The following is a 22617-nucleotide window of genomic DNA, read 5'->3' as shown; positions in this document are numbered from 1 at the left end:
CGGCACGTGCTGTTCTCCGAACCAGGCAGTGGACGGGCTGTGGCAGGCGTTGCTCGGTCGCAGCTCCTCGACCTCAGTCGTGGGCGTGGTAGATCTCGGCGGCGATCTGTTCCTTGTACGCGGCGAACTCGGGAGACGTCCGAGCGTCCGCAGTTCGCGGCCCAGGCCGGCCGTCGCCGGGCAGTGAGATGCTCACGTCCTTCACCACGCGACCCGGGCGTGCACTCATCACCAGGACTCGCGATCCGAGGAACACGGCCTCGTCGACGCTGTGCGTGATGAACAGGACGGTGCGATGGTGCTCGTGCCAAATGGCAAGGAGCTCGGCCTGAAGCTTCTCGCGGGTGAGTGCGTCGAGGGCACCGAACGGTTCGTCCATCAGGATGATCCGCGGCTCGTTGACGAGCACCCGCGCAATCTGGGCTCGTTGTTGCATGCCTCCCGACAGTTCGTACGTGTGGCGGTCACCGAAGTCCTTCAACCCCACCTTGTCGAGAATGGCGTCGGCCTGTTCGCGACGCTCCCGCTTACCGACGCCCCGAAGCTTGGGGCCGAGCTCGACGTTGGCGCGCAACGACTTCCACGGAAGCAGATTGGGCTTCTGGAACACCACGCCGCGTTCCGGGCCCGGACCCGTGACAGGAGTCCCACCGATGTTGATCGTCCCGTCGGTGGGTGATTCGAAGCCGGCCAGCATCTGCAGCAGCGTGGTCTTTCCGCAGCCGGACGGCCCGACGAGGCACACGAACTCGCCCGGCTCGATGAGCAGGTCCGTGGCGCGCAGTGCCTGGACCGCAGAATCGCCCGATCCATACCGCTTTGCGACACCGGCGAGGACGAGGCGGTCCGCGACCACTTCGGTGGCGGTCATTTCGTGGCCGCTTCCGCCGCCGCGTCTACGTAGACGCCCGCCTGATACGCCTCGGGTGGGCTGACGGCTTTGATCTCGCCCTGCCCGAGAAGGAATTGGGCAGTGGACTGCAGGTTGTTCGCGAGCTTGCCGCCGAGATAGTCGGGTGACGCTTGCTGCTGGGCCCTCAGATACTCGAGGCCGTCCAGTTGTGGACGCACCTGGTCGGGCGAGATGCCGAGCTGTACCGCCAGTGCCACCGCGGCCTCGTCGGGATCTGTCTGCAGTTGCTCGACGGCCCAGTCCTGTGCCCGCGTCCACACCTTCACGAACTCCGGGTTCTCCGCGATGAACGAGCTTGTGGCACCGGCGAGATCGAACGTGGGGACTCCGGCGTCCGCCGTCTCTCTGCTGGTGGTCAGCACGTGCCCGTCGGTGAGCTGCGAAAGGGTGGGCTCCCAGATCCAGGCGCCGTCGATCTCGCCGCTCTGCCAGGCCGCTGCCGTGGCGTCCGGTGCCAGGTTGACCAGAGTCACCTTGCCCGCGACACCTGCCTTGTCCAGGGCTGCGAGAAGGCTGTAGTGCGCGGTGGAAGCGAACGGCGTGGCGATCGTCTTGCCTGCCAGTTGCTCCACCGAGGTGACGGCAGGGTCACGAACGACGAGAGATTCCGCGGCGCCGATGACATCGTGGATCCACAGCACCTGCATGTCGATGTTCAGTGGAGCCGACAAGGCCTTCGTCGCCGGACTCGACCCCAACAGCCCCAGATCGGCCGACCCGGATCCGAAGGCCTGCACCACGTCTCCGCCCGAGGCGAACTTGCTCCACGTGATGTCCGCGTTGGGGAGGCAGGACTCGAGGATGCCGGAATCCTTGACGAGCAGATCGCCGTTCGGGATGTCCTGGAACGCAATTCGAGCGGTGGTCGTCACCGACTCGTCGACCGCGAACGGGCAAGGCTGCCCTCCGGACGCTGCCGCGCCCGATTCGCGACCGGATTCCACGCATCCCGTGAGGAGCGTTCCCACCGAGACGATGGTGGTTACCAGCAGGACTGAACGTTTCACGACTTTCCCTTCCACGGCACCGCGAGGACGCCGATCCATTTGATGAGCGCATCCAGCGCGAGCGCCGTGATTCCGATGACGATGATGCAGGCGATGGTCAGGGGAGTGTTCAGCTGAGTACCGGACAGGTAGGCGAGTCCGCCGATGCCGGGGATGCCGTTGTTGAGTTCGGCGGCGACCACTGTGGTCCAGGCGAAACCCACGGCGATTCGGATGCCGGTGATGACCTCGGGAGCAGTGGACGGCAGCACCACCTCGGTGAGTACCTGCCGCCGGTTGGCCCCGAGTGAGCGCACGGCGTTGATGTGATCGCGGGGCACGGCCTGCACGCCGTTGATGGTGGCGATCGTGATGGCCGGGAACGCGGCGAGGAACAACAACCAGATCTTGGACGTGTCACCGATGCCGAACCACACGATCAGCAGACCGATGTAGCCGAGCGGGGGCAGCGCCCGGAGGAAGTTCAGGTAAGGCTCGAGCAGGGTGTTGAGTGGTCGCCACGAACCCATGAGGAAGCCGAGAAGCGGACCGAACACGATCGCCGCGCCCACGCCGGCCAGAATGCGCTGGCAGCTCGCCACCAGGTGTTCCCACAGGAAGTAGCCCTGCTCGCCCTGAACGAGGCGGTCCACTCCGGTGGCAATCTGATGCCAGCTGTTCGCCTGCACGAACGCAGCCCATACTGCGCCAGGAGAGGGGAGGAACAGGGCGTCGATCAGGCCCGTTGCGGTGACGGCCCACCAGGCGGCAATGAATGCCAGAAGGGCGAGCACACGACCGCCGATGCGGCGCACTACCGCGTTGCTGCGACTCTCGGTGCCGTTCGAGGTCGGGGCCGCGCCGGACTTCTCGGATGTGGGCCCTGGCAGTACGGCAGGGGAAGTGACCATGGGGACGCGAAACCTCCTGGCCACGGAGGTACCGGGCCCAACTCTCATGCGAACAACAGCACTTCATTCTGCTGTCGCGCGGAGCGTCGAACCACGGTTGAGATCAGTCTGATCCGAACCACCCCCGTGAGTGGTTAGCGAGTCCAGAGACTCGTCAACCACTCACGGGGCGCGGAGCGCCTTACGTGAGGAACTCCTCGGCGATCTTCTTCGCCCATTCCTGAGCCATGTCCTTCGGTTTCACGGAGCTCGAGGCGTCGTGACGTGCGTGCTCGCCGACCTGGGTGGCGCCGAGTTCGGTGAGCTTCTCGGCCATGATCTCGCCGCCACGGTTGAACGTCTCGTCGTACACGCTGTCGCCGAGACCGAACATCGCGAAACGCAGCCCCGAGAGGTCGGGCTCCTCGTCGCAGAGGGACTCGTAGAACGGTTCCGCGCCGGTCGGCAGTTCGCCGTCGCCGTATGTGGAGCAGACGACCACCAGGAAGTCCTCGGCGTCGAGGTCTTCGGGGTCGAACTCCAACATGTCGTAGAGGGACGTGTCGCCGTAGCTGCTCAGTGCATCCACGACATGGTCGGCGACCATCTCACAGGTTCCGGTCTCGCTGCCGTACAGGACGACCACGCCCATCGTCTTTCTCCTTCTTCCCCTGAACTTCGAATTGTGTGACGCAAGTGATCAGTACACGTCGCGCAGGTAGCGCTTTTCCCGCTTGAGAGCGGTCACGTATTCTGCCGCATCTTCGACGGACATCCCGCCGTGGGTCTCGATCACCTCGTGCAGTGCCCGGTCGACGTCCTTGGCCATTCGGGTGGCGTCACCGCACACGTAGAAGTGGCCGCCGTCCTCGAGCCAGGAAAACAGCTCCTTGCCGTTCTCCAGCATCCGGGACTGGACGTAGATCTTCTCCTCCTGGTCTCGGGAGAATGCGAGATCGAGCCGGGTGAGGATGCCGTCGGAACTCAGTGCCTCGAGTTCTTCCTCGTAGATGTAATCGGAGGACCGGTGCTGGTCGCCGAAGAACAGCCAGTTGCGTCCGGTCGCGCCCCGCGCCTTGCGCTCCTGAAGGAATGCGCGGAACGGCGCGACACCCGTACCCGGGCCGACCATGATCATGGGAACGTCGTCGTTGGCCGGCACCCGGAAAGACTTGTTCTTGGAGACGAAGATGCCACCGTGATCGCCCGCGGCGAGCCGGTCCGCCAGATACGTCGAACACACACCGCCGCGGTCACGGCCCGTGGAGGTGTACCGGACGCTGGCAACGGTGAGATGCACGTGGCCCGGGTTGGCGAGCGGACTCGACGAGATGGAGTACGCCCGGTGCTGCAGAGGACGCAGCAGACCGACGAACTCGTCCACCTCGAACGCCAGTGACGGAACGAGCTCCAACAGGTCGAGGATGTCCTTGCCCCACAACCAGGCGTCCAGATCCGACTTCTCACCACGGTGCAGAACGTGGCTGAGCTCGTCGTGTGCTGCACGCTTCTCGATCTCGTCGATCAGCTCGTGGGACGGGGTGGAAATCTCGTAGGAATGCGTCAGAAGATCGCTGAGGGGCCGTTCCTTGCCGGTCACCACCGCGTCCGGATCGAACCCGAGACGTTCGATCAGTGCGTTCACCAGGGCAGAGTCGTTGATCGGCATCACACCGAGGGCGTCGCCGGCTTCGTACTCCAGGCCGCTGTCCGCCAGCGCGAACTCGTAGTGGCGGATCTCCTTCGACGAGGTGTCGCCGGACAGTCGACGATTCAGCGCTACCTGGGAGCGGTAAGGATTCTTCCGGTTCCACGGTGAGCGTTTGCGTGCGGTCTTGGCACCACGCTCTGCAGTTTCGGTCAGCTGATCGCGCTCGAGCACCGTGGGCTCCTTTCTGATTCCTTCCACAGCGGCAAACAGCGGAAGAATATCCGAAATCCACCCGGTAGCGGCATCCTCGTAGTCGACATCGCAGTCGACGCGGGGTGCCACACGGTGGGCGCCGAGCTGCTCGAGGCGTGTGTCGACCATCTTTCCGGCCTGGCAGAAGCCGTCGTATCCGGTGTCACCGAGCGCCAGTACGGCGAAATCGAGGCTCTCCATCCGTCGCGCAGAATCGGCGGACAACGCCTGCCAGAACAACTCGGCGTTGTCGGGCATCTCACCCTCTCCGTAGGTGGAGGTGACCACCAGTACGCGCTGGGCCGCGGCAAGCCGCTCCATGTCGACGTCGTCCAACGCGCACACTGCAGGCGTGAACCCCTGCGCCTTCGCAGCGGCAGCGGCGTCCTCGGCGACGCTCTCGGCATTTCCGGTCTGGCTGCCGTACAGAATCTGCATCGCAGGTGCAGCAGCGGCAGCCGCGCCGGCACCCGAGGGTGCGGCCAACCGTGTGCCCATGGCTGCGAGGAAACCGGACAACCACGCCCGCTGATCATCGCTGAACGGGGCGTCCTGAGGAAAATAGGGAAGTTTCACGATGCACTCCCGACGACGTCGGTGGGGACGAGATCGGGGAGCGCGTGCTTTGCGAACAGCTCCTCGTAACCGGGCATACGGCCGATCTTGTCGAGGTTCTTGGCGTGCTGGTGGATGATCCACCCGTAGGTGCCCGGGGCATCCATCGAGCGGACGTTTCGTCGGCTCAACGCCTGCTTGTAGTCGTCGAGACGCTTCGCCGCGACCATCACGGCCAAATCCTCGTCGGCATGGCCGGCGAGTGCCCCTCGTGCATAGCGCTGCAACTTCTGCATCAGGAAGAAGTCCTCCGTCAGCAGCAGATTGCGAACCGCCTTCGACACGGCGGGATCGGACGCCTCCGCCGCGTCGGGCAGTTTGGCGAGCGCCATCTCCTGCGCGGCATTGAGAACTGTGTAGTTGTTCAGAAGTGCGAACATCGCCTCGGTGTCGGTCTCGCCGTATCCAGGTGCCCGGCCGCCGCACACCGAATTGCCGTCGCGGTAGTCGACCTTGAATTTGTGGATCTGGTGCGCGACAAGGGCTGCGGACAATTCGTCGACCAGTTCCTTGCGCGGCTTGGCCGCAAGAATCTCGTCACTGTCCTGGTATTGCAGCAACGCGCGGGGCATCCCGTAGACGAAATTGGCCTGCTCGCTCTCCCAGTTCTCCAGCAGCCAGGCCGCCTTTGCCGAACCGGTGGCTTCGGCGTGCCATTCGAGCAGCAGACGAACGGCGTTGCGGTGCACGAGTGCGTGTTCGTCGTCGCCGGTGACGGAGCCGAGAAGAATCGAATCCGCGCTGGCCTTGCCCGGCAGATGACCTTCCGGGTCGTACTGGTAGAAGAACCCGCCGCTCATACCGTTGCCGACACCCTTGCCGAATCCGCCCAGATTGAGCACGGCGCCGCCGGTCATGTACTCGCATGCGAAGTCGCCGACACCCTCCACGACCGCAGTCGCACCGGAATTGCGCACCGCGAACCGGTCGCCTGCCTGCCCCTCCACGAAGGTTCGGCCACCCGTTGCACCGAACAGTGCGAAGTTGCCGATCAGCACGTTCCCGCCCGGCGCAGCCGAGCCGCCTCCGGGGGACAGCACGACGATCGAGCCACCGCACGCACCTTTGCCGACACCGTCGTTGCACGTACCGGTGTGGGTGAGCGTCATCCCGTCGTTGCAGAACGCGCCGAACGAGAGCCCGGCCGAGCCGGAAGTCGTGATTCGCACGCTGCCCTCACGCAGGTAACCGCGTCCGCGCTCGTCGCGGAGCACCGCCGTTCGGGAATGGGCGATCTCGTAGTTGAGGATGCGCTCGATGTCGACCGCGAGCTGGGCGCCCACGCTCTTGTTGCGGTTGCCGAGCACGACGTCGTCGCCGAGCTCGACACTCGGCTCGTCCTGCTCGAGAAGGGCTGCGCGCAGCTGCGTCAACCAGCCTTCGTCCAGCTCGTAGTCCTTCTCCAGATACACCGGATTCTCGACAGCCACCTCGTCGACGACGGCGAGCATGTGGCGCAGATCGAGCCGTCCGACATTCGAGGGATGGTCGAGCAGATGCAGCAGGTCCGCGCGGCCACGTGCCTCGCGCAGAGACGACATCCCCAACTCTGCCAGCAGCTCTCGCGTCTCGTGCGCGATGTTGAGGAGGTACTGCGCCATCGCCCGCGGGTCGCCGTCGAACATCTCCGGATTGGTGGTGAGTCCGGCCGGGCACTTGACGTTGCAGTTCTTCGCCATCACGCACTTGAGCATCATCAGTGCGGTCGTGCCGAATTCGAAGCTGTCGGCACCGAGCAACGCAGACTTGAGCACGTCGCTCGCCGTCTGGTGTGCGCCCGAACAGCGCAACAGAACCTTCTGCCGCAAACCGTTCGCGCACAGCGCCTGGTGCACCTCGGCGACACCGATCTCGGCCGACCGCCCCGCGTACTTGAGGCTGGTGACGGCGGCGGCACCGGTGCCTCCCGTGTTGCCTGCGACGTTGATGACGTCGGCGCCGGCCTTCGCGACGCCGACCGCGATGGTGCCGATCCCCTCGGACGACACGAGCTTCACGATGACACGCACTCGCGCTGCCTTGCAGTCGTGAATGAGCTGCGCGAGGTCCTCGATCGAGTACGTGTCGTGATGCGGTGGGGGAGAAACCAGTTCGACACCGGGAGTCCCGCCGCGAGCTGCCGCGATCTCCACGGTCACCTTCGGCGCAGGAAGCTGACCGCCCTCGCCGGGTTTGGCGCCCTGCGCGATCTTGATCTCGAGTTCTTCGAGCATCGGATCGGCGAGGTACCCCGCCCACACACCGAAACGGCCGGACGCGAACTGCTTGATGCGTGAGCCGCGCACGGTGCCGTACCGAGAAATGTGCTCACCGCCCTCACCACAGTTCGACATTCCACCGACCATGTTGGTGCCGTGCGCGACCGCCTCGTGCGCATTGGAGTTGAGCGCGCCGTGGCTCATGGCTCCCGACGTCAGGAACGGTGTGATGTCGTGTGCCGACTGCACCCGATCCAGCGGCACACTGTGCGGCGCTGTCCGGAGCATCGACAAATAGTCGGCTGCCTCACCGCTCGCCTCCACGACGAGCGCCATTCCGTCGACCCGGTACGTCACCTCACCGCCGAAACGCAGGGCGAGTGATTGCCCGAGAGCGTCGAGCCGGCCGGTGGAATCCGCGTGCGGGCCGGTGAGCGTCAACCGGAACTCGTTGCCGGACAGGCGTTCGCTCTCGAGGCCTCGTACCGCGAAGCTGTTGTTACCTGTGCGCGAGAAACGCCCCATCTGTCTACGGAACTCGTCTGCGGAGTGCAGATAGGTGACATCGGCAGGAAGTTCGAGCACGTCGCGCAAAGCAGCGGGACGCCGATGTCGTTCTTCCGCCATCGTGCGCGCGAACGCACGGTAGCCCGGCGTGATCTGGAAGGCGGCGATCGCCTCCGGGGTGAGCCGGTGGAAACCGGCGTTGGTGTAAACGTCGTCGTCCATACCGAACGCGTCCTCGAGGCGGTGCAAAGGCAGCAGACGCAGAGCATCCGTGTGATCCTGCGTTCCCGTGGTGTCGAACGCGATCGGTTCCTCGGTGAGATCGACGAATCCCCGCACTGCCGTCGTGCCGTACGAGTGACCGGCACCTTCTGCACGTTCCTTGAACAGGCCGAGCAGCGGAATGTCCTTCTCGCTCTGCACGGTCAGGGCACGGGCGTGCCAGTCGGCGACTGCCTGGGCGATGGTGGCGAACCCGACGCCACCCACCGGGGTCTGCACGTTCGCGAAGTAGCGGCGCAAAGTGGGGTCGTCGGTGTCGAGGTAGTTCGGTTCGAAGAACTCGCCGCCGATGTAACTCTCGGCGGTGCACAGGCCGACGCGACCCATCGTCTTCATCAACGACTTCGCGGCGGCCTTGGCGAACTTGCCGAACGCGGCGTCGGGGTCTGCGGAGAACTTCTCCTCTGCGCGCAACCGCACTGCCAACGGATAGACGGCCGCCGCACCGAAGCCGAGTGTGGCGGCTACGTGGTGCGAAGACGAGATCTGACCGGACTCGACGATGATCGAGACCCGTAGCCGCAGGCCCTCCTCGATGAGTCGCTGGTTGATCGCGGAGACCACGACGATCATCGGGAGCGCCGCCTTGTCCGTGGCGACGTGTCGGTCGGTGAGGACCGCGATCCCGCCGTTCTCACGGGCGAAGGATTCGACCTCGTCGCACACCGAGTCCACAGTCGACGACAGCGCAGCCGCATTGGCCTCGGGGGAATCTGCCGGCGTGTAGAGCATGGGGAAGCGACGTATCGGTGTCGATTCCTGTTTACGGATCTTCAACATGTCCGAATGCGTCAGAATCGGCGAGGGCACCACGATCTGCGGCGCATCCTGCGCGCCGCTGTTCGGACGAGCACCGAGAGCCACCCGCAACGTCATGCCGTCGGCCTCGCGGATGCTGTCGAGCGACGGGTTGGTGACCTGAGCGAATCTCTGCGAGAAGTACTTGGCCACACCGCCTTCCTGGTCGGACAGCGCGTTGATCGCGTTGCCGTACCCCATCGCCGAGATCTTCTCCTGACCCGATGCGAGCATCGGGTCGAGCATGAACTTGAAGCTTTCCTGGTTGTGCGAGTACGCCACGTAACGCTGGTGGTGATCGAGGTCGCCGTTGTAGCGCAGCGGACCGGGCTCGGCCGGGACCTCGGGAAGCTCGTCGACCGTGAGGCGGGCCTTCTCGAGCAGCGCCGGATAGTCCTTCTCTCCAGCAAGCATCTCGAGGGCTTCGTCGGTGGTGAACGACCTGCCCGCACGGTGATCGAAGTAGAGCATTCCTCCCGCTTCGATCCGTCCGCGGTGAATAACGGATTCCGGATCGAACTCGAACTGTCCGGCTTCCGAAGTGACGCAGAGGTATTCGTCGGTCTCGACCGTGCGAAGCGGACGTAGGCCCAGCCGGTCGAGGCGGGCTCCGACGACGGTACCGTCACCGAAGATGAGCGCCGCAGGGCCGTCGTTCTTCTCCTCGTACAGGGAGAAGTACTCGAGCATCGCCCGGACCTCGGGGGGCAGGGACGTGTCGTTCTCCCACGCCGGCGGCATCATCGACACGACTGCGGTGACCAGATCGAGCCGGTCGTCGACGATGCGACTCTGCAACGTCTGGTCGAGGCGGCAACTGTCCGATTGGCCGGGCGGGCGGACGATCTCGCGGTTGCGGGCGCGCGCGAGGGCTCCCTCGGACAGGCGATTCTTCTTGTCCGTGTTGAGTTCCCCGTTGTGAGCCATCAGGCGGAACGGCTGCGCCATCGTCGGGTGCGGATCCGTGTTGGTGGAGAAGCGGGTGTGAAAGTAAAGGGTGTGGACGCGGTGACCGGGCTCGGTGAGATCGCGGAAGTAGGGCACCACCTCGTTCGAATTGAGGCGCCCCTTGAGTACCTGCGTGCGTGCGCTGAGCGACAGCGGGTACAGCCCGGCCAAGGTGGGCTCCGAGTAGGCGATCGCCTCGATGGCCAGCAAGGCATCGTTGATACGGCGATCGAACTCTGAGGCCTCGGTGTCCGTGGACACCCCGCCCGTGAACACCCACTGCCGAATCCGAAGTTGATGCCGCACGGCAGCTGGGCGCAGCACCGTGTCGTCGATCGGCACGTCCCGCACGAGAACAGTCCGGAGACCGTGATCGGCGAACGACTTCTCGATGACGGACTGTGCCTCGGTATGGAAGGCCGCGTCGTCGGGAAGGAAGAAGTTGCCGACGCCGAACCCGCCTGCAGTCAGTGTCGAGTCGCCGGTGAGCGAGCGAAAGTAGTCCACCGACAGGTCGATGCTGACTCCGGCGCCGTCGCCCACGCCTTCGGCCGACATGCCGCCTCGGTGGGGTACCTCGCACAGTGCCCTGTGGGCGTGAACAAGAACGTCGTGGGTCGGAATGCCGTCCTTGCGGGTGATGAAACCTACTCCGCAACTGCTCTTTTCGACGGTGGGGTCGTACAGTCCGGACTTCGTGACATTCGTCTTCAAGCGACGTCTCCTCGTACTGGATGCCGGGCGGTTTGCCGTGCTCGAGGCACGCGCGGCCGATCGAAGGAGGTTCGCGATAGACGACCGCCTCGAACCGATTGGCCGGTGAGGCAGACGTCGTTGTCTGTGTGCACGCAAGGCATGCGGTCGCCGAGCTTAGCCTAAGCTAAGTAAATTCTGCAATAGGCGCAGATATCGGCGGTGTTCCCTGACGAATATACAGACGATACTGCTCGGACCAGCACCGATCCAGAGTGAAACGCATTACTCCGGATCGGTGCTGTGACGTGTTGGTTCAGACGATCACTCGCAGGCGATGCCGTCGTTGTCGCGATCGAGGTGCGACGCGTAACCCTCTTCGCCGCGGTATATGGGCGTGACGCCCGCATTGCGCGCCTCGGTGCAGTTCTTGTACATCGCACCGCCGCGAGGTGCCGGAGGTGCCGACTGCTGTGGTGGTGCCGGAGTGATCTGCGGCGGGGCAGGTGCCGGAGCCGGGGGTGTCGGCGGCGCAGGTGCCGGTGGCAACAGTGGATTGACGGCGTCTGCCGAACCGCTCGGGATCATCGATGCGATCTCGGGTGGCAAGAAGTCGAAGATGGTGGACGCCTGTGCCGCGGGGGCAACGCCAACGGTCAAAGCCGCGCATCCGATGATGCCGAAGACGTACCGACGTGTTCTCACTACTACCTCGCTGGATGTGAAATCGGGCCCGCACCTGTTGCGGGCCCGAGCAGGGAGCATGAATTTACCCAATGATTGCCCGCGATTGAAGATCGACCGGAGAAGAACCGATCAGATGTGGTAGTCAGTCGGAATTTCGTTGCTGGTGGGTCAGAAGTTCGAGAAGTTCCGACGGCAGGGGAGGCGCCACCTGTTCGTCGATCGATACCGGCTCTGCCTTGAACTTCGCAACCTCGTCGTGCAAACGTTCCATTTTCAGGTCGAGCTTGTTGGCGGCCTCCGCGGCGTCGGTCAGTTCTTCGAGTAGCGGCGCCGGAATGGCACGGTCGTACTTGTAGTAGATCTTGTGCTCGAGAGTTGCCCAGAAGTCCATTGCGATGGTCCGAATCTGAACTTCCACACACACGGACTGCTTGCGGTCACTCATGAACACCGGCACCTCGACGATCAGATGCAGGCTCTTGTAGCCGTTCGGTTTGGGGTTCTCGATGTAGTCCTTGACCTCGAGGACCGTGATGTCCGATTGGCTGATCAAGAGTTCGGCAACCTTGTATGTGTCGCGGATGAATCCGCACGTGATACGCACCCCAGCGATGTCGGTCAGGTTGGCGCGAATGTCCTCGAGAGTGAAGTCGAGGCCACGGCGCAGCGCCTTGCGCATGATGCTTTCGGGCGACTTCAGCCGCGAGGAGACGTGTTCGATCGGCGTGTACTTGTGGATATGCGTGAACTCGTCCTTGAGGATGTTGATCTTCGTCATCAACTCGGCCATTCCGAACTGGTACGACATCATGAAGCGGGTGAAATCGCTGCGGACTCGGCCGAACCGAATCCGCATTTCCGGGCTGTCGATGTCCCAGCGTTCGATCTCGGTCCCGAGATCGCTCCGGACCTCGTCGTCGGTGCTCAAGTCTCTTCTGCCTTCCTCCGGACGGGCACTGTCACCGTCCGGGACGTCCGATTACGAGTGTGCCACCGATTCCTGCGGATACCAGCGTGCGAAGACGTCGGGGTGTGCTCTGGTGCGGCTCTTCCAGGCGTTCTCGCCGTAGGTGCCGAACAGAGGATTCGACGGATCCTCCTCGATTCCGCGAGCGCGGGCAGCGAGTTCCGGAGGGAGTGTGATCGTCGGCACCGTGGCATCGAGCGCTGGGTTGAGGAAGTAGGGAATCGACAACCGCTCGGGTGTTCCGGGCGCGGTGAGGACGCGGTGCCGCGTCGCGCGTAGGTAACCGCCCGTCGCGACTTCGAGCAGTTCTCCGATGTTGACGACGAATGCACCCTCGCGGGGTGGCGCGTCGATCCACGTTCCGTCCTCCGCTTCGACCTGGAGGCCGGCGGAGCCGGGCTCGAGCAACAGCATCGTCAGCACACCGGCATCCTTGTGGGCGCCCACGCCCTGGTTCCCGGCGACGTCGACAGTCGGTCGGGCGGGATAACGCACCACCTTGATCAGGGTGGCCGGAAGCATCGCGAAGGCGTCGTCGAACAGCTTCGGGTCCGCATACAGGGATTCCGCCCAGTAGCGGAGTAGTCGCAGTCCCAGGTCGGCGAGTGCGGCGTCGTACTCCTCGATGACGGTTCGCAGTTCCGGCAACTCCGCCGGCCACACGTTGTGCCCCTGCAGGTGCAGATACCCGGTGGCGCCCGGGACGGGGTCGCGTTCGGGCCCGATGTCGATCTGTTCGCGCCAATCGGTGCGGTCGTTCGTGAGTTCGGCACCGAGTCGCGTGTACCCCCGAAAGTGCGGACTGTTGATCATCGCCAACGCTTGCTTCGACTCGTCGGGCAGAGCGAAGAACTGCCGCGCCACCTCGAACACGCGCTGCAGCAGACCGGGATCGATGCCGTGTCCGTCGAGGTAGAAGAAGCCCACATGGTGTGTGATCTCGCGCAGCCGTTCGCGTCCTGGCGGCGAGTCCAGTTCGGCGAAGTCCACTACCGGGAGCATGACTCCACGTTATCCCCGCGAACGCGGGAATGCCCGATTCACGTCCAGAGGACGGCTACCAAGGTGTTGAGGACCGCGAGCCCGCCGACGACGTGTACGAGCATCGGATTGCCTTCGTTGCGCTTCTGCCTGCCGTTGGTGATCTCCGCGATGGTGACCACCGCCAACGACACGATCAGCTTCACCGCGATCTTCGCGTGGTCGTACTCCTTGTCGACCACCGCCTCGCCGATACCGACAAGGATCAGGCCGGTGACGAACTGGGCGCGAGCGCCCCACAGGATGACCGGAGTGATCACCGGAGCCTTGACGACCGCCAGCCACCCTCCGACGATCGCTGCCATACCGAGAACGTGTAGTGCTACGACGATGTTGTAGACGGTGTCCATGTCGCACACCGTAGGCAAGCACTTCGAGAACCGTTTACGCAGGTGATGCTAACCAGGCGGGGGAGACCAGTAGGCTCGTGAGGATCGAGGAGGTCGTAGATGCCGAGAACCCTGACCGTGTCGGACAGCATCGTCGTGAACACGGACCCCGCCACGATGTATGCCCACATCAGTGATCCGACGCGAATGGGCAACTGGAGTCCGGAGAACACGGGAGCAACCGTGCTCGACGGCGGGGGTGATACGCATGTCGGTATGACGTTCGAGGGACACAACAAGCGCGGTGGATTCGGGTGGACCACCCGATGCGTCGTCACCGCAGCCGATCCCGGTGAACGATTCGCGTTCGAGGTCCGCGCGATCGGTGTGAAGAAGCCGCGTCTCACGGCCCCCATCGCTACGTGGGAGTACCGATTCGAGCAGGTCGAAGGAGGCACCGAAGTCACGGAAACCTGGACCGACGACCGTCGTTCCTGGCCGGACCTCGCCGCGAACATCTTCGACAAGATCGTGACGCGCGGAAAAGTATTCGCCGACTTTCAGCGGAAGAACATCGAGATCACGTTGCGCAATCTGAAGAGAGAAATGGAAAAACCTTCGGCCTGAAGGTGCCCAACAGAGCGGAGCTCGTCATGTCGGCCATCAGCATGAGCACTTCCGAGCGCGAGGCCTTCCTCGCAGATGTGCACGTGGGGGTGATTGCCGTGGATCGAGACGGGCGCGCACCTCTCGCGGTTCCGATCTGGTATTCCTACGAGCCCGGTGGCGACGTGTGGGTGTGGACCGAGATCGGTACCGTCAAAGAGAAGCTGATACGTGCCAGCGGGCGCTACAGCCTGGTCACCCAGAACGAGGCCCCGCCTTACAAATACGTGAGCGTCGAGGGGTCTGCAGTGTTCGAAGAGGGTCCCACTGTCGAACGTGTCCGTCCGCTCGTACGGCGCTACCTTCCCGAAGACGAGGCCGTACAGTTCCTCGAGCAGTCGTTCAACGACAAGGCCGTCGTCATCCGGATGCGCCCGGAGCATTGGCTGACCGTGGATTACAGCAAGATCGGGTTCTGAACTCGAGTCTCGGCGTGATCTGTTCGGCCACCGCGACGAACGTGGTGTGACCTTGATCGCAGGCTGATAACCGGGACGGTGCGAATCACGATGTACCTTCGAGTGGGAAACATATTCACATCGGGGGAGGCCACGTGACTCGGGTACGGACAGCCGCAGAGGCCGAAATCAATGCTGCCGCAAAGATGCGCGATTTCGGATTCGTCGATGCCACTGCGCTCCCCGGGGGCCCGGACGGCGGAATCGACGTCTATTCCAGGCGCGCCTATGCGCAGGTGAAGTGGCGCGGGGGAGCAGCCGACGAGTCCGACATCGAAAACCTGTACGGGGCAAGGGGGCTCGACCCCGACCGCGCACTCCTGTATTTTTCCGGCGGGGAGTACACGGAAGACGCCACCCGATACGCCCAGGACGTCGGCATCGCGCTCTTCACGTTCGACGAGACCGGGGAAGTGAATCCGGTCGACGATCGCGCTCGGGCACTGATGAATTCGCGTGTCGAATCCCCGCTGCCTACTACGTCTCCGGCCGCCGAGCGTCCGCCGTCCCCAGCCATGACTGCCGCACGGTCCGCGTGGAACATTGCGCGAGAGTTCTGGCTTCGGCACTGGCCGCTGATAGGTGCGCTGTTCTTCACGGTATCGGTGCTCGCCGCACCCTTCAGTGCTTGGCCCGTTGCCGCGCGCGTTCTCGTGACCGTCCTCAGTGTGGCTCTCGCGCCGGTGTTCTGGGTGATCTACCTGCGCAATCGTCAGGTTTCGGTGCGCTGATCTACTCCGTCGGCAGGGAGCGAAGCGACTTCAGCGTGGCGTCGACCGCTCGCGCCGCTTCCGCACCCTTCTTCACGAAGTGCGTGGTGAAGTAGTCGACGTGCTCGTCGTGCTCGTGGAAGTGGTGCGGTGTGAGGACCACCGAGAACACGGGCACGTCGGTGTCGAGTTGCACTCGCATCAGACCGTCGATGACTGCCGTGGCGACGAAGTCGTGTCGATAGATGCCACCGTCCACGACCAAACCTGCCGCGACGATGGCGTCGTATCGGCCGGTGAGCGCCAGGCGTCGCGCATGCAGCGGAATCTCGAAGGCACCGGGAACCTCGAAGTAGTCGAGGTCGTCCTTCGCGAAGCCAAGGTTCACGACCTCGTCCGTGAATCCTTCGCGCGCGCGATCGACGATGTTGCGGTGCCACGTGGCCTGGATGAACGCGATCCGTCCCTGACTCTCACTCATGACACGAAACTAGCGCACTGCGCCTATCGCTGCGAACGAGGCAAGGCTGTGGAACGGCCCCACCCGGCGGCCTCGGTGAGCTCCTCGAGAAGCGGTTGAATCCGGTATTGAAGTGGGCTGGTCAGCGCGATCGTGGTCGTCGAATGGGTGACGCCGGGCAGGTTTGCGATCTGCTCGAGCAGAACCTGCAGTTTCGCGTGAGTGGATGTTGCCACCCGCACCAGTAGGTCCTCGCGGCCGGTCGTTGCATGGATCTCGATCACCTCGGGAAGTCCGACGAGACTGGTGCTCACGGCCGAGATCTTTCCCTGCTGAAGTTCGAGCCCGACGAACGCCTGGATCGGGATGCCCACGGCCTGGAGATCGAGATTCGGTCGGAATCCGGTGAGCAGTCCGTTGGTCTCCATGCGCTTCAACCTCGACTGCACGGTGTTGCGGGCAATGCCGAGTGAGTTGGCGATCTCGGCGATGCTCATCCGCGAATCACGTCCCAGGAGCCCCAGGAGTTGGACGTCGAGCTTGTCGATGCTGAGCACTTTGGGCACCTTTCGTTAGTGACCTAGGTCACGGTCTGATCGATTCGATCAGTTGAGGTGAATCGCATTGACCAGATCGTATGCCAACACGAGCATTGGATTCACGAAATGCTCAACCTGAATGATCGGGGATTCGCCATGACCCAGCTGGACGACGTACGAGCCGAGGCCGCTTCCTTCGATCTCGCAGATCGGTACCGGGCCGATTCCGGGCCGGTCTTGTTGACCGGTGTGCAAGCCATTGCCCGGCAGCTGGTCGAGCAACACGAACGCGACCGCCGCGCCGGACGAAACATCGCGGCCTTCGTCTCCGGCTATCAGGGCAGCCCGTTGGCCGGTCTCGACCGCACCATCGCTTCGATCTCCACGCTCTCGGACGATCACGAGGTTCGCTTCGTGCCGGGAATGAACGAGGAACTGGCGGCGACGTCCGTGTGGGGGAGCCAGGTGGACCTGCCGACCGGCGAACGCACTCACGACGGCATCACCGGGCACTGGTACGGCAAGGGGCCGGGCATCGACCGAGCGTCGGACGCAATTCGACACGCGACCATGTACGGCGTAAACCCCCGCGGCGGTGTTCTCGCATGGGTCGGCGACGACCCGAATGCCAAATCGTCGACCGTTCCGTGCGCCAGCGAACGTTCGATGGCTGCGATGGGCATGCCGGTGTTCTTTCCCCGCAACGCAGAAGAAGTGATTGCCTTCGGTCTCTACGGCGTCGCATTGTCGCGGCTGTCCGGGTGCTGGTCCGGCATCAAGATCGTCGCGGACGTCGCCGACGGGCTGTGGACGCTGGACCGAAACTTCGCGGACCTCGACATCGTGGAGCCGGTTCTGGAGTGGAACGGTAAGCCGTGGTCGTACCGCCAGCGAATCATGGCGTCCCCGCCTGACAGCGTTCTCGCCGAGGCCGACCTGTACGGCCCCCGCTGGGCGATGGTCGAAGCCTTCAACGTCGCGAACGGCATCGACCGCATCGAGGTGAACCCGTCCGCGGCTTGGCTCGGAATCGTGGCGGTGGGAACCGCATACGACTCGCTTCGGCAAGCACTGCTCGACCTCGGCCTGGGGGAAACGGATCTCGAAGACGCCGGCATCCGCATCCTGCGTGTCGGGATGCCCTACCCGCTGGGCGCTACGAAGGTGCGTGAACTGGCGAACGGAGTCGAGCAGGTCCTCGTCGTCGAAGAGAAGATGCCCTTCGTCGAATCACAGCTCAAGGACATTCTCTACGGCTGCGAAGCCGCTCCCGTGGTGCTCGGTAAGAAGAATCAGCAGGGCCGCCCACTGGTTCCGGGGGACGGCGAACTGACCGCCTCCCGTCTCGTCGGTCCACTGCGCCGCGTCCTGAAAGACCGAGTCGCGATGGCTCCGCCGCCTCCTCCGCGTCTCGAGCTCACGGTGCTTCCGACCTCGCGAACCCCGTACTTCTGCTCCGGATGTCCGCACAACCGCTCGACGGCAGTCCCCGAAGGGTCGATCGCGGGTGGCGGCATCGGTTGCCACACTCTCGTCACGATGTCGGGACGCGAAGACAGTGCCGTCACGATGCTCACCCAGATGGGCGGCGAAGGCACCCAATGGATCGGGCAGGCTCCGTTCACGGATGTCGAGCACATCTTCCAGAATGTCGGCGACGGAACGTATTTCCACTCCGGGCAGCTCGCGGTCCAGGCCTGCGTTGCGGCCGGCGTCAACATCACCTACAAGATCCTTTACAACGCTGCCGTCGCGATGACCGGAGCGCAGGACGCCGAGGCGGCACTCACGGTGCCGGAACTGACGCACAAACTCGCGGCCGAGGGCGTGAAGAAGATCATCGTCTGCGCCGAGGAACCGAAGCGGCACAAGGGAGCCCGTTTCGCCGACGGAACCCTGCTGTGGGACCGCACTCGCGTCGACGAAGCGCAGCGGATGCTCCGCGACGTCGAAGGCGTGACCGTACTCATCTTCGACCAGCAGTGCGCTGCGGAGGCCCGGCGCAAGCGCAAGCGTGGCAAGCTGCCCGCGAGGCGCACACGGGTCGTCATCAACGAGGCGGTCTGTGAAGGCTGCGGCGACTGCGGAGTGAAGTCGAACTGTCTTTCGGTGCAACCTGTCGACACCGAGTTCGGTAGGAAGACGAAGATCGACCAAACCAGCTGCAATACCGACTACTCCTGCCTCGAGGGCGACTGCCCGTCGTTCGTGACGGTCGAACTACCGGAGGAAGGTGCACCGAGGATCGAGCACGTGATCCCCAGGCCGCCGCAGGTACCCGAACCCGCGACCGGGGTCTGGACGGGTTCGCACAGTGTCTTCATGGCAGGTGTGGGCGGTACCGGCATCGTCACCGTCAACCAGGTGCTGGGTATGGCCGCTCTGCGCGCCGGTCTGCACGTGGAGGGCCTCGACCAGACCGGACTCAGCCAGAAGGCCGGCCCGGTCACCTCACACCTGCGCCTGAGTGATTCGAAGGTGGGCGGCAGTGCGCTGTCCAACCGCATCAGCCCGTCCACCGCCGACTGCATTCTCGCGTTCGACCTGCTGACCGCAGCGGATGCGAAGTACGCCAGCTTCGGCAATCGCGAACGCACCGTGACGATCGCGTCCACCAGCCGCACACCCACGGGTGACATGGTCTACGACCCGCAGGTGCGTCACCCGGAGGAGAAGGACCTGCTCGAACGACTCGACGTCTCCGCACGTGAACTGACCGAGATCGACGGCCTGGCGGCAGCGAACGCGCTTTTCGGAAGCACTGCAGCAGCCAACTTCCTCCTCGTCGGCGCGGCATATCAGGCAGGTGGACTGCCTGTTCCGGCACGGTTCATCGAAGAAGCGCTCGAGATCAACGGTGTCGCAGTCGAATCCAACAAGACAGCGTTCCACTGGGGCAGGGTCGCCGTCGCGGACCGGGACGCATTCGTGAAGGCCACGACCTCCACGACGGTGGCGTCGCGCAGCGACACCGTGGTGCCCGGACACCTGTTCGCGGGGAGCGCCCTGACCGGCGTCACCCGGGAGCTGGCCGAGCGCCGAGCCGCCAACCTGGTCGCATACCAGGGCGACCGCATCGCGGAGCAATACCTCTCGCTCCTGGAGCGAGCGTTCGCGGCCGAACGAGCCGTCACCGACCGCACCGACTTCAGTGAGGCCGTCGCCGCCGGACTGCACACACTCACCGCGTACAAGGACGAGTACGAAGTTGCTCGGATGCTGGTCGATCCCGCCTTCCTCGAGGCGACGAAGGCGGAAGTGCCCGGAGCCGGCAACCTCACCTACAAATTGCACCCACCGATTCTCAAGGCGATGGGACGCACGAAGAAGATCAGCCTGCGGCCACGCTCGCACGTGGCGATGAAAGCGCTCGCCAAAGCGAAGATCCTCCGCGGAACTCCGCTCGACCCGTTCGGACACACCAAGATGCGCAAGCTCGAGCGCCGGTTGCTCGACCACTACCGAACCGTGCTGACGGGCCTGATCGACACCCTCACCGTCGACTCCTATGAGCCTGCCACCCGAACCGCGGAGGCTCCGGACCTCGTACGCGGATACGAGGACGTCAAGCTGCGCAACGTCCGTCTGTACTTGGAGCGTCTCAACGAACTCGGCGTCGACACCACCACCGTCGACTCGCATATCTGATCGGAAAGGTCACCCCTGCAATGACTCTCGCCATCGAACGTCCCGTCGGAGTATTCGGACGCAAGGACCTGCCCGACGACTGGGCGCACGAACAGGTCACGTATTTTCAGGACCCGGAGACAGGATTGCGTGCCATCGTCGCGATCCACGACACCACTCTCGGGCCGGCGCTCGGCGGGACCCGCTTCTACCCGTACGAAGACGAGTCCGTCGCCCTCACCGACGTGCTGCGCCTCTCGCAGGGAATGACCTACAAGTCCGCCGTTGCCGGATTACCACTCGGCGGCGGTAAGGCCGTCATCCTCGGTGATCCGGCCACGATGAAGACGCAAGCCCTGCTCGAGGCCTACGGCAGGTTCGTGCAGACACTCGGCGGTCGATACATCACCGCGGGTGACGTGGGGACCAACTCGGACGACCTCGACGTGATCGGGCGAGTGACCGAGCACGTCGTGGGGCGCAACGTGGCAGCAGGCGGCTCGGGGGACAGTGCCCCGATGACGGCGCTGGGCGTGTTCCAGGCCATGCGGGCCGGAGCCCGGGCGGTGTGGGGCGTGCCGAGCCTCGCCGGGCGCACCGTGGGTGTCGAAGGGGTCGGGAAGGTTGGATACCAGCTCATCGACCTGCTGATCGCCGACGGTGCTTCCGTCGTCGCCGGTGATGTGAACAGTTCGGCACTCGAGCGCGTTGTCCACGACTTTCGAGGGGTGCGGACGACAGGCAGCATCATCGACCTGGACGTCGACATCTATGCGCCGTGCGCGATGGGCGCGATTCTCACCGGCGGCGCTGTCGTCGACATCCGCGCGAAGCTGATCTGCGGCGCCGCCAACAACCAGCTCGCGCACCCGGCGGTCGAGCGTCAACTCGCCGACCGCGGCATCACCTGGGTACCCGACTACGTCGCCAACGGAGGCGGAATCATCCAGGTCGCCGGTGAGCGCGAGTCGGCAGCGATGGACCAGGTCCGGGCCCGCGTGGAGAAGATCTTCGATACCACCGTCGAAGTGCTGGACACCGCAAAGCGCGAAGGGATGCTCGCCGGTGCGGCAGCCGACACCGTGGCGGAGGCCCGCATCTCCTCCTCCCGTGCGCGGCGGACGAGTCCCTGCACTCGTTGACCGCTCACAGGGGAATAGGGTGGGGCAATGGAGACAGAGTTCGTCCGATGGAGTGAGGACGGCTCCGAACGATCCGCGATGTGGCGCTCGACGAGCGGTGCGCCCGCCCCGAAGTCTGTGCGTGTGGCAGACGATTCCATGCGAGCCGACGACGCCTACCGGCTCGCGTGCGAAGGCACAGCTCTCCTGTGGCGGGGAGACTTTCAGAACGCGCGACAACTGTCGGTGGCCATCGCGGCCAGAGTCGACCGAAAGCCACGCAGAAGCTCGGACGACCCGGCCACGGCATTCCACCTGCACCGGCAGACCCAATCACGACGGGCACGCCTCCTCGGGATGCTTCTGATTCCGTTCGACGCCGATCAGTCGATCCCGTTGCGCCGAGCTCCCGACACACGACAGGCAATGCTCGACGCGTACGGGGCGACCGACGTTGCCAGTGTGTCCTCCCTACGAGACCTGCTCGGCGCGATCGGCGCGCACGAATGGCGCCGGAAAGGTGTGGAGATCGCGGAGTTGGACGCGCGAATCCACCCGGGATACGGCGTGTACTCGCCGATCCGTGGCGAGTACGTCGGGCTGGTGGCGAAGGCACCGCTGCCGTCGACCGCGACGGCGTTCGACATCGGGACCGGAACCGGTGTTCTCGCTGCCGTTCTCGCCAAGCGTGGCATGCGGCGAGTAGTGGCGACCGATCTCGACCCGAAGGCTCTCGAATGCGCCCGGTCGAACATCGAACGTCTCGGGTACTCGGATGTCGTGGAAGTGGAGGAAGCCGATCTCTTCCCCTCGGGGCTGGTGTCCCTCACCGTGTGCAATCCACCGTGGCTGCCGGCCAAGCCGACATCGCCGATCGAGCGCGCCGTCTACGACCCGGGCAGTTCGATGCTCCGCGGATTTCTGACAGGTCTGCCCGAGCACCTCGAGTCCGATGGGGAAGGGTGGCTGATTCTGTCCGATCTCGCGGAGCTTCTCGGACTGCGCCCGCGTCAGGAACTGCTGACCTGGATCGAGGAAGCAGGGCTCGCCGTGGTCGATCGGATGGACGTACGGCCGACGCACGGTAAGGCCCGTGATTCCACCGATGTCCTTCATGCCGCCCGGAGCCGTGAGGTCACCTCGCTGTGGCGCCTCCGCCCCCTGTGAGTGGTTGACGAGTCCCTGGACTCTGTGCTGTCTAGGTAGACGTGGGACACGGGTGTCTACGTAGATGTGAGACAGATTCTATGCGGCGGCGGGGCGGAGTTGTCCTTGGTAG

18 protein-coding genes are annotated in these 22617 nt (G+C 64.3%); 6 read left to right on the top strand and 12 right to left on the bottom strand.

Features of this window, described 5'->3' with window-relative positions; genetic code table 11:
* Window positions 1–73 precede the first annotated feature (73 nt).
* The 10 genes from ACFWO3_RS09965 to ACFWO3_RS09920 all read right to left on the bottom strand — a co-directional run bounded on the left by ACFWO3_RS09965 (window position 74) and on the right by ACFWO3_RS09920 (window position 13778).
* Window positions 74–871, bottom strand: coding sequence for an ABC transporter ATP-binding protein (locus ACFWO3_RS09965; protein WP_378576727.1), 798 nt, complete (start codon window positions 869–871; stop codon window positions 74–76).
* Window positions 868–1920 carry an ABC transporter substrate-binding protein gene (locus ACFWO3_RS09960; RefSeq protein ID WP_378576726.1) on the bottom strand — a complete coding sequence of 351 codons (1053 nt, stop codon included), beginning with the start codon at window positions 1918–1920 and terminating at the stop codon, window positions 868–870. Before ACFWO3_RS09960 ends, ACFWO3_RS09965 begins: the two co-directional genes overlap by 4 nt.
* Window positions 1917–2810, bottom strand: coding sequence for an ABC transporter permease (locus tag ACFWO3_RS09955; RefSeq protein ID WP_378576723.1), 894 nt, complete (start codon window positions 2808–2810; stop codon window positions 1917–1919). Before ACFWO3_RS09955 ends, ACFWO3_RS09960 begins: the two co-directional genes overlap by 4 nt.
* Window positions 2811–2991: 181 nt before the next feature.
* Window positions 2992–3441 carry a flavodoxin domain-containing protein gene (locus ACFWO3_RS09950; RefSeq protein ID WP_378576721.1) on the bottom strand — a complete coding sequence of 150 codons (450 nt, stop codon included), beginning with the start codon at window positions 3439–3441 and terminating at the stop codon, window positions 2992–2994.
* Between the two features lie 48 nt (window positions 3442–3489).
* Window positions 3490–5268 (bottom strand): sulfite reductase subunit alpha, encoded by a 1779-nt coding sequence (locus ACFWO3_RS09945; protein ID WP_378576719.1) that lies wholly within the window; start codon window positions 5266–5268, stop codon window positions 3490–3492.
* Window positions 5265–10754 (bottom strand): glutamate synthase-related protein, encoded by a 5490-nt coding sequence (locus ACFWO3_RS09940; protein ID WP_378576716.1) that lies wholly within the window; start codon window positions 10752–10754, stop codon window positions 5265–5267. The genes ACFWO3_RS09945 and ACFWO3_RS09940 overlap by 4 nt, the downstream gene beginning before the upstream one ends.
* 303 nt (window positions 10755–11057) lie before the next feature.
* A complete protein-coding gene (locus ACFWO3_RS09935) occupies window positions 11058–11438 on the bottom strand; it encodes an excalibur calcium-binding domain-containing protein (protein WP_378576714.1) in 381 nt (126 codons plus the stop codon).
* Between the two features lie 124 nt (window positions 11439–11562).
* On the bottom strand, window positions 11563–12276 hold the full coding sequence (locus ACFWO3_RS09930) for a GTP pyrophosphokinase family protein (protein WP_378577331.1): 714 nt from the start codon (window positions 12274–12276) through the stop codon (window positions 11563–11565).
* Window positions 12277–12399: 123 nt separating this feature from the next.
* Window positions 12400–13389, bottom strand: coding sequence for an isopenicillin N synthase family dioxygenase (locus tag ACFWO3_RS09925; RefSeq protein ID WP_378576712.1), 990 nt, complete (start codon window positions 13387–13389; stop codon window positions 12400–12402).
* A gap of 38 nt (window positions 13390–13427) precedes the next feature.
* Window positions 13428–13778, bottom strand: a complete 351-nt coding sequence (locus ACFWO3_RS09920; protein WP_378576710.1) for a hypothetical protein — start codon at window positions 13776–13778, stop codon at window positions 13428–13430.
* Window positions 13779–13877: 99 nt separating this feature from the next.
* Here ACFWO3_RS09920 and ACFWO3_RS09915 point away from each other — a divergent pair, with 99 nt between their 5' ends.
* The 3 genes from ACFWO3_RS09915 to ACFWO3_RS09905 all read left to right on the top strand — a co-directional run bounded on the left by ACFWO3_RS09915 (window position 13878) and on the right by ACFWO3_RS09905 (window position 15612).
* Window positions 13878–14384: an SRPBCC family protein gene (locus tag ACFWO3_RS09915; RefSeq protein ID WP_378576708.1), complete on the top strand. Its 507-nt coding sequence runs from the start codon at window positions 13878–13880 to the stop codon at window positions 14382–14384.
* A 26-nt stretch (window positions 14385–14410) separates the two neighbouring features.
* Window positions 14411–14842 (top strand): pyridoxamine 5'-phosphate oxidase family protein, encoded by a 432-nt coding sequence (locus ACFWO3_RS09910; protein ID WP_378576705.1) that lies wholly within the window; start codon window positions 14411–14413, stop codon window positions 14840–14842.
* 134 nt (window positions 14843–14976) lie between these two features.
* Entirely contained in the window at window positions 14977–15612 is a 636-nt protein-coding gene (locus tag ACFWO3_RS09905; protein ID WP_378576703.1) for a restriction endonuclease, read from the top strand.
* Window position 15613: 1 nt separating this feature from the next.
* Here the strand turns inward: ACFWO3_RS09905 and ACFWO3_RS09900 are convergent, their stop codons facing one another.
* Entirely contained in the window at window positions 15614–16072 is a 459-nt protein-coding gene (locus tag ACFWO3_RS09900) for a 6,7-dimethyl-8-ribityllumazine synthase (protein ID WP_378576701.1), read from the bottom strand.
* Between the two features lie 23 nt (window positions 16073–16095).
* On the bottom strand, window positions 16096–16608 hold the full coding sequence (locus ACFWO3_RS09895; protein WP_378576699.1) for an Lrp/AsnC family transcriptional regulator: 513 nt from the start codon (window positions 16606–16608) through the stop codon (window positions 16096–16098).
* Window positions 16609–16746: 138 nt separating this feature from the next.
* Between ACFWO3_RS09895 and ACFWO3_RS09890 the strand changes: the two genes are divergently transcribed.
* The 3 genes from ACFWO3_RS09890 to ACFWO3_RS09880 are packed head-to-tail and all read left to right on the top strand — an operon-like array spanning window position 16747 to window position 22505.
* Window positions 16747–20238, top strand: a complete 3492-nt coding sequence (locus ACFWO3_RS09890; RefSeq protein WP_378576697.1) for an indolepyruvate ferredoxin oxidoreductase family protein — start codon at window positions 16747–16749, stop codon at window positions 20236–20238.
* A 20-nt stretch (window positions 20239–20258) separates the two neighbouring features.
* Window positions 20259–21359 carry a Glu/Leu/Phe/Val dehydrogenase gene (locus ACFWO3_RS09885; protein WP_378576695.1) on the top strand — a complete coding sequence of 367 codons (1101 nt, stop codon included), beginning with the start codon at window positions 20259–20261 and terminating at the stop codon, window positions 21357–21359.
* 27 nt (window positions 21360–21386) lie between these two features.
* Complete coding sequence (locus tag ACFWO3_RS09880) at window positions 21387–22505, top strand: methyltransferase (RefSeq protein ID WP_378576693.1); 1119 nt, start codon at window positions 21387–21389, stop codon at window positions 22503–22505.
* The last annotated feature ends 112 nt before the right edge of the window (window positions 22506–22617 follow it).

Origin of the sequence: Rhodococcus sp. NPDC058521, from assembly GCF_042719695.1 — a bacterium.
Classification (GTDB): domain Bacteria; phylum Actinomycetota; class Actinomycetes; order Mycobacteriales; family Mycobacteriaceae; genus Rhodococcus_F.
This window is presented reverse-complemented; position numbering and strand designations above follow the sequence as displayed.